The sequence below is a fragment of the Candidatus Hydrogenedentota bacterium genome, from assembly GCA_012523015.1.
In the GTDB taxonomy this organism is placed as follows: domain Bacteria; phylum Hydrogenedentota; class Hydrogenedentia; order Hydrogenedentales; family CAITNO01; genus JAAYBJ01.
The window spans coordinates 1-7,139 of sequence record JAAYJI010000351.1; the positions used below are offsets into that span (position 1 = coordinate 1).

Sequence of the window (7,139 nt, forward strand, 5' to 3'; positions counted from 1 at the left end):
AGGCAGTCGTGGTCTCTGTATACAAAGATGACGACGAAGCCGCCACTATTTGGGAAAAAGAAATCGGTATTTCCCCTGACCGTATTGTTCGGCTCGGTGACGCTGATAATTTTTGGGGACCTGCCGGTGATACGGGTGCCTGTGGGCCCTGTTCAGAGTTACTTTACGATCGGGGCGAACATATAGACCCCAACGCCACCCTCGAAAATGACCCCAAAGAACGGTATCTTGAATTTTGGAATCTCGTCTTCCCCCAATTCGACCAACAGAAGGATGGATCGCGGCCGCAGCTCAAGAACCGGGGTATCGATACGGGCATGGGACTGGAGCGCATCGCCGCCTTACTTCAGAATAAAGAAACAGTTTTTGATACAGACGGTATCTTCCCTATTATTGCAGCCACGCGGGACTTGACCAAAGTGCCCTACGAAGAAAATCCCGTGCCCTACCGAGTGATCGCAGATCATATCCGAGCACTTAGTTTTATGATCGCCGATGGTATTTTGCCCGGCAATGAAGGACGGGGCTATGTGTTTCGGCGTTTGTTACGGCGTGCCGCCCGTTTCGGCCGCGAATTGGGCTTAGAACAAGTCTTCTTACATAAAGTCGCGCCTACCGTCATTGATCTGATGGGTAAACAATACCCTGAATTGATTGAGGGCAGAGCACGTATTGAAAAAGTTATTTTAACGGAAGAAGAACGTTTCGCCAGTGCACTGGCACGGGGTATGGATCTCTAGAAAAATGTATTCAAAGATATGAAGCAAAATGGTGAGACCCTCGTTCCCGGTTAAAAATTGTTTAAGTTGCATGATACCTACGGCTTCCCATTGGATCTCGCCACCGATGTCGCCGAAGAGCGCGGCTATGAAGTGGATAAAGATGGATTTACCGCTGCCATGAAAGAACAGCGCGCCAAAGCACGTAACGCTTGGACCGGCAGCGGACAACAGTCTGTGTCGCCTGTCTATCGGGAACTGCACAACAAACTAGGGGATACCGAATTTATTGGTTATGACAATGACGCTTCCGAAGCGACTATTCAAGCCATCATCAGCAACGACCAACAACGCGATCATTTAGAAGAAGGGGAAACGGGCGGGATCCTATTGGATAAAACCCCCTTTTACGCAGAATCAGGCGGGCAAGTAGCAGACACAGGGCTCTTCGAAAATGCCCATGCTACGGCACGTGTAGACAGTACTCGATGCCAAGTCGATAAGAGTTTCGTCCATCAGGTCACCATGATTTCAGGACGACTGCAAGTGGGCGATACGGTCCACGCACAAATCGATGCGGACAAACGCCGTAAAACAGAAAATCATCATACTGCGACCCATTTGCTTCAAGCCGCCCTTAGGCATGCACTTGGCGAGCATGTCCAGCAAGCAGGATCCTATGTAGGCCCTGATCGCCTTCGCTTCGACTTCACTCATTTTGAAGGCATTGATTTAGAGCGTCTGCAAGACGTTGAGCGTGAAGTGAACGCCGCCATACGCATGGATCTTCCGGTACAGATAGATCACAAAAATTTGGATGATGCCCGCAAAGAAGGGTTTATGGCACTCTTCGGCGAGAAGTACGAAGACGTTGTCCGTGTTGTGCAAACCCCGGGGATTAGTAAAGAATTATGTGGTGGATGTCATGTTTCCCGAACAGGCGTTATTGGTCTGTTCAAGATACTTACTGAGTCCGCCATTGCCGCCGGCGTACGCCGGATTGAAGCGGTGTGCGGCGCGCCCGCCATTGAAGCCATACAAGAACATGAGCGGCAGCTTTCCGCATCAACCCAATTGTTGAGTACACGACCGGATCAGTTGGAAGATCGCATCAAAATGCTGCTTGCCGACAATAAACGTCTGGACCGCGAAGTGGCAAAATGGAAGCAACAGGCTGCAACAGGCGGCGGCACCGATTTGATGAATCAGGTGCAGGATATCAAAGGCGTCAAGGCGCTTGTGCTGCATGTGAAAGAAATGGATGCTAAAAGCCTGCGTGCACTCCTTGATCAAAGCCGCGATAAGCTCGGATCGGGGGTTGTCGTATTGGGCAGTGATTGTGATGGAAAAGTCGCCTTGGCGGCAGGAGTCACGAAAGATTTGACTAACCGTATCAGCGCCGGCAAGATTGTCGCGCAACTGGCGCCTCTGGTGGGTGGTGGCGGCGGCGGAAGGCCCGACATGGCGCAGGCAGGTGGTAAGGACGTGGAAAAATTACCTGATGCCATGAAGCAGGCTCCCGAAATTATTGCGGCTCTATTGGGATAAGAGAAGAAAAACATCGGTAGAGAGGGAGAGATATAACTTCGCATCTTTTCCGCGATGGATTACTTTTCCGGTAACTACCTTCAGAATTACCCGTATGCTTGCATGGCCTTAGTGCGGGAGCGATGTCGATTCAAGCGAAATAATTTTTGGTGTATAAAAAGAAAAGAAGCAGGATATTCGTCTTGGACAAACATCCTGCTTCAACTATTCAGTATCAATAAAAACTCAGGTAAAATTAATAGTATGCTACGCGGACATCAGCGCCGCCGCCGCCTGTCGCGCCGCCGCCGGCACCACCGGCCGCGCCACCGGCACCACCCGCTCCGCCGCTTACTGTGCTCGTCGCGACTTCTTTGTCTGTAGAAGCAGTGCTGCTAGACGCTGCAATGGCAACACCAGTCACAACACAAGTCAGAATTACCAACGTTAAAACCAGAACCCACATACGTTTTACTTTGTTCATAAATCCAATCTCCTTGCTGTCTTTTAAGCCTCATCGTCAAATTTTGATGTAACACTTTTAGCACGCATAGAACTTTCTATACGATATTATACAATATTCGGTCTTGAAAGTAAAGTTTTTTTTTATATAAAAAATCTTGGATTTTAACCGTGATTCTCCGATGTTAAAGTCATTAATAATCCAAGATAAACATGGATTGTACCGGCTTACCCTGAATAGGGTATCATAGTGGCAATCGTTACGATCCTGTAACGCCTACACTGTCTCAAAATTAACCCAATGGAGTAATGCAATGACACAAAAATTTAAGATCAACGGAATTATATCCGCCATGGTCACCCCTTTTACAAAGGGCGGGGAGAATGTAGACTATGAGAAGGTCGGTCCTTTGGCAAACCTGATACTCTCACAGGGGGCTCATGGCCTTTTCCCCTGTGGCACCACGAGTGAAGGAATGTTGATGACACCTGATGAACGGCGCGAAACCTTAGAAGAAGTATTACGCTCTGTTGATAAGAAAGTTCCCGTCATTGCTCACACCGGTACCTTTGATACGGCGACGACCATCGAATTGACACGTCACGCACGCGACTGCGGAGCTACGGCAGCGTCTATTGTTGCGCCGGGATATTACGCCTACGACGATGCTTCCCTCTTCACTTATTACAAAAGCATCGCGCGTGCCGTTGACGGTTTTCCCATCTTGCTGTACAACATTCCGTCCTGTGCACGTAATGTGCTGCATCCGGAACTGGTGATCCGCCTCGCTGAATCGGAAGAAAATATTGTCGGCATTAAAGACAGTTCGGGATCCATGCAGGGAATTACACGCATGATCGGCAACACACCTGACGGCTTCAGCGTGATTTGCGGTGTTGACGACTATGGCTACCAAGCCATTCTTGCCGGCTGCCCCGCTGTTGTATCGGGCCTTTCCAATGTAGTTTGCGAAATTTATGCCGCGGTCTACAACAATATAATCAAGGGTGACCTGAAGAAAGCTTGGAAAGAAGAAGTGCGCCTTGAAAAAGCTGCCCGCCTTTTCAAATATGGTCAGATGTTGGCCGCTTTCAAAGAAGGTCTCCGCATGCGCGGCTTTGATGCAGGTTATGCGCGTCCGCCTCAACGTGAATTGACAGCTGCCGAGAAACGTAACCTTAAAAAAGGCCTAGAAGAAATCGGCATTATTTAAACTCTTTTTTGTAATCTGGAGTATGAACTGTTAAGACAGAATGAGCGGGTCGTTGCTTGCTCATTCTGTCTCTTTGTTCTGTATTGGCGTTGTTGGCGGAACGCCTATTATGAAGAGGATATGAGTGTCATGGATCTGACGATTGCCCAGAGCTCCCTGCGTGGTGAGGTTACTATACCAGGATCTAAATCCCACACCATTCGTGCCGTTGTGGCGGCGGCATTAGCGACAGGGGAGAGTAAGATCAGACGACCCCTGGAATCTATGGACGCGGAAGCAGTCCGCAACGCTTATACCTTGCTGGGCGCCGAGATTGAGATGAGTTCGGATCTCTGGAGGATACAGGGAACCGGCGGTACTGTAAAAGCGCCCGATGATATTATTCATGTCGAAAATTCCGGTACTACGATGCGTATGGTTATGGGGAGTGCGGCGTTGCTTCAGTCCGGCACGGCGGTACTTACGGGCGATGCACAAGTACGCTCTCGTCCTTGTGGACCGCTGGCTGCTTCCCTCAACGATTTAGGGGCACAGGCACATTCCACACGGAATAACGGATGTCCGCCCATGGTTATAAAAGGCAGGCTCCGTGGCGGTGAAACGGAAATTGAAGCCGTCACAAGCCAGTATGTTAGTTCCTTGTTAATGAATGCGCCTTTGGCCGAAAAAGATACCCGATTGCAGGTACCGCTTTTAAATGAAAAACCTTATGTCATGATGACCTTGAGTTGGCTTGAACGGCAAGGGATTGAGGTAAGGTATGACAGTGACCTCACAGAATTTCATATCCCGGGCGGTCAACAATATGCGCCGGTAGACTGTGCTGTTCCGGCTGATTTTAGCTCAGCCGCGTTTTTCTTGGCGGCAGGGGCGTTACCCGGAAATAAAATTTGTTCTCGTGGGCTCGACAAGAACGATACACAAGGTGATAAAGCGATTCTTGAGTATCTGAAGGCAATGGGAGCAGAGGTCAAGGATGAGCCGGAAGGCACTGTTGTCAGTGCAAAAGCGTTGCGCGGCTGTGAATTTGATCTCAACGATACTCCTGACGCTTTACCTATAATGGCGGCTCTTGCGTGTTTCGCTGAAGGAACAACAAGGCTCGTCAATGTGCCGCAGGCACGACTGAAAGAAACAGATCGTATTCGTGTGATGCGCGAAGAATTGGAAAAACTGGGCGCAGCCATCACAGAGTTTGAAGATGGAATGATGATTGAAGGCAGATCCTTGCACGGCGGCAAAGTCAACGGTCATGGTGATCATCGTATTGTTATGGCGCTTACCGTCATTGCCACCGCTATACCGGGCTTGGTCGTAGTACAAGGCGCAGAAGCCGTTAATGTCACGTACCCAAGATTCTTTGAGGATCTAGCCGCTATTGGCGGCCTGCTTAGCGATGACGCCCATTAAGTATTAAAGGAAACACAGTGATGAATATTGTTGTTATGGGCCCTAAAGGCGCAGGGAAAACCACGGTTGGTATTGCGTTGGCTGAAGAGCTGGGGCGGCCGTGGGTGGACACAGACCGCATTATAGAAACCCTCGACCCCAAAAACCGCAGTTGCCGCGAGATTTTTATTGAAGATGGGGAAGAGGCCTTCCGTTTTCTTGAACGTGAAGCGGCGGTCAAAGCTTCCGAACTGGCCTACCATGTTGTCATTACCGGCGGCGAACTTATGATGAATCCCGATTCGCGTATACCTTTGCGGCGCAGGGGCGTGTTGATTCTCTTGAAGGCACAGCCCGCCGTGCTCTGGGAGCGCGCAACGAATCATGGCATTCCACCCGCCTTTAACGATGAAAACGGAGAGTTTCGCTTTTATCAGCAATGTGCCTTACGCAAAGAAGTGTTGACTCCTTTCGCCGATATTGTTTTGGATACCACTGATGGCGTTCCCGAAGAACTCGCCGCGGCACTTGCCGATCGTGTAGGTGAAGAATTGGCGCTTCGCAGTTTACGCGCCAATTCCTTTGGCGAAATTATTCAATGTACTACTTTCGGTGAGAGTCACGGCAAAGCCATTGGTGTCGTCCTTGACGGCGTGCGCCCGGGTATCGCCTTCGACAAAGAAGATATCCAAAAGGAACTTGATCGCCGCCGCCCCGGACAAAGTAAAGTCGTGACACAACGACGCGAAGCCGATGCCGTCGAAATTCTTTCCGGCGTGTATGCAGGAAAAACGACGGGTGCGCCTCTGGCGATGATGATCCAAAACGAAGACCAACGCTCGAAAAATTATGACCACCTCAAAGAGCTATTCCGCCCGGGACACGGAGATTTTACCTTCTACCAAAAATATGGATTGCGCGATCATCGCGGCGGCGGGCGCCAGTCCGGAAGAGAAACAGCGTGCCGGGTTGCCGCCGGTGCTTTTGCCCGTAAGATCCTCGCTAATTTCGGCGTTCGCATCGTTGCCCATGCCGTGGAGATAGCCGGTATTCAGGCGACACAATGTGACCATGAGTTTATTGAAAAAAATCCTGTGCGCTGTGCTGACCCCGATGTGGCACCACAAATGGAAGAGGCGATTTTAAACGCACGTGCCCAAAAAGATTCTGTTGGCGGCGTCATACAGCTTGAGATTTACGGGTTGCCGCCGGGGCTGGGTGACCCGGTTTTTGGAAAGCTAGACGCTCGCTTATGTAGTGCCATCATGACGATCGGCGCCATCAAAGGCGTGGAGGTGGGCGACGGCTTCGCCATCACCAAACTGCGAGGGTCCCAAGCCAATGACGGCATGGATCCTGACGGATTCACCAGCAACCATCATGGCGGTATTCTCGGCGGTATTTCCAGCGGAGCGCCTGTTCTTATGCGTGTTGCGGTGAAACCTACCGCGTCCATTGCATCAAAACAACATACAGTCACTGTTGACGGTGAGCCTTGCGACGTGGAAGTCAAAGGCAGACATGACCCCTGCATTGTTGTGCGCGCCGTGCCTGTCATCGAAAATATGGCGGCCTTTGTGTTGCTCGATGCTTTCGAAATGCAAGCACGTCTCAATCCCGACTGGGCAGCACGGTATTATCCCATCTAAAGCCTCGCGATCCGAATCCCATACTCAAAAAATAACCCCGCAACATGCAAATGGCGGATTCAAGGTTGAAATGCAACGGGTGCAAAAAAAGAGGACATCACAGAGATCTTCGGTACAATAGTTCTAACCAAACACCCGAAGGAGTCCATAATGTCCCACCACCATTTTACACGAGATGA

General features: G+C 50.3%; 6 protein-coding genes. 5 read left to right on the plus strand and 1 reads right to left on the minus strand.

Annotated elements, in window-relative coordinates:
- Positions 1-740 (plus strand): alanine--tRNA ligase (locus tag GX117_15075; protein ID NLO34649.1); only part of this gene is annotated, 740 nt, incomplete at its 5' end.
- Between the two features lie 57 nt (positions 741-797).
- On the plus strand, positions 798-2,267 hold the full coding sequence (locus tag GX117_15080) for a hypothetical protein (GenBank protein ID NLO34650.1): 1,470 nt from the start codon (positions 798-800) through the stop codon (positions 2,265-2,267).
- Positions 2,268-2,502: 235 nt separating this feature from the next.
- Here the strand turns inward: GX117_15080 and GX117_15085 are convergent, their stop codons facing one another.
- Positions 2,503-2,730, minus strand: a complete 228-nt coding sequence (locus GX117_15085) for a hypothetical protein (GenBank protein ID NLO34651.1) — start codon at positions 2,728-2,730, stop codon at positions 2,503-2,505.
- Between the two features lie 292 nt (positions 2,731-3,022).
- On the opposite strand from GX117_15085, the gene GX117_15090 reads away from it, so the two are divergent.
- The 3 genes from GX117_15090 to aroC all read left to right on the plus strand — a co-directional run bounded on the left by GX117_15090 (position 3,023) and on the right by aroC (position 6,960).
- Entirely contained in the window at positions 3,023-3,922 is a 900-nt protein-coding gene (locus GX117_15090) for a dihydrodipicolinate synthase family protein (GenBank protein ID NLO34652.1), read from the plus strand.
- A 129-nt stretch (positions 3,923-4,051) separates the two neighbouring features.
- On the plus strand, positions 4,052-5,332 hold the full coding sequence (aroA, locus tag GX117_15095) for a 3-phosphoshikimate 1-carboxyvinyltransferase (GenBank protein NLO34653.1): 1,281 nt from the start codon (positions 4,052-4,054) through the stop codon (positions 5,330-5,332).
- A 20-nt stretch (positions 5,333-5,352) separates the two neighbouring features.
- Positions 5,353-6,960, plus strand: a complete 1,608-nt coding sequence (aroC, locus tag GX117_15100) for a chorismate synthase (GenBank protein ID NLO34654.1) — start codon at positions 5,353-5,355, stop codon at positions 6,958-6,960.
- Positions 6,961-7,139 lie beyond the last annotated feature (179 nt).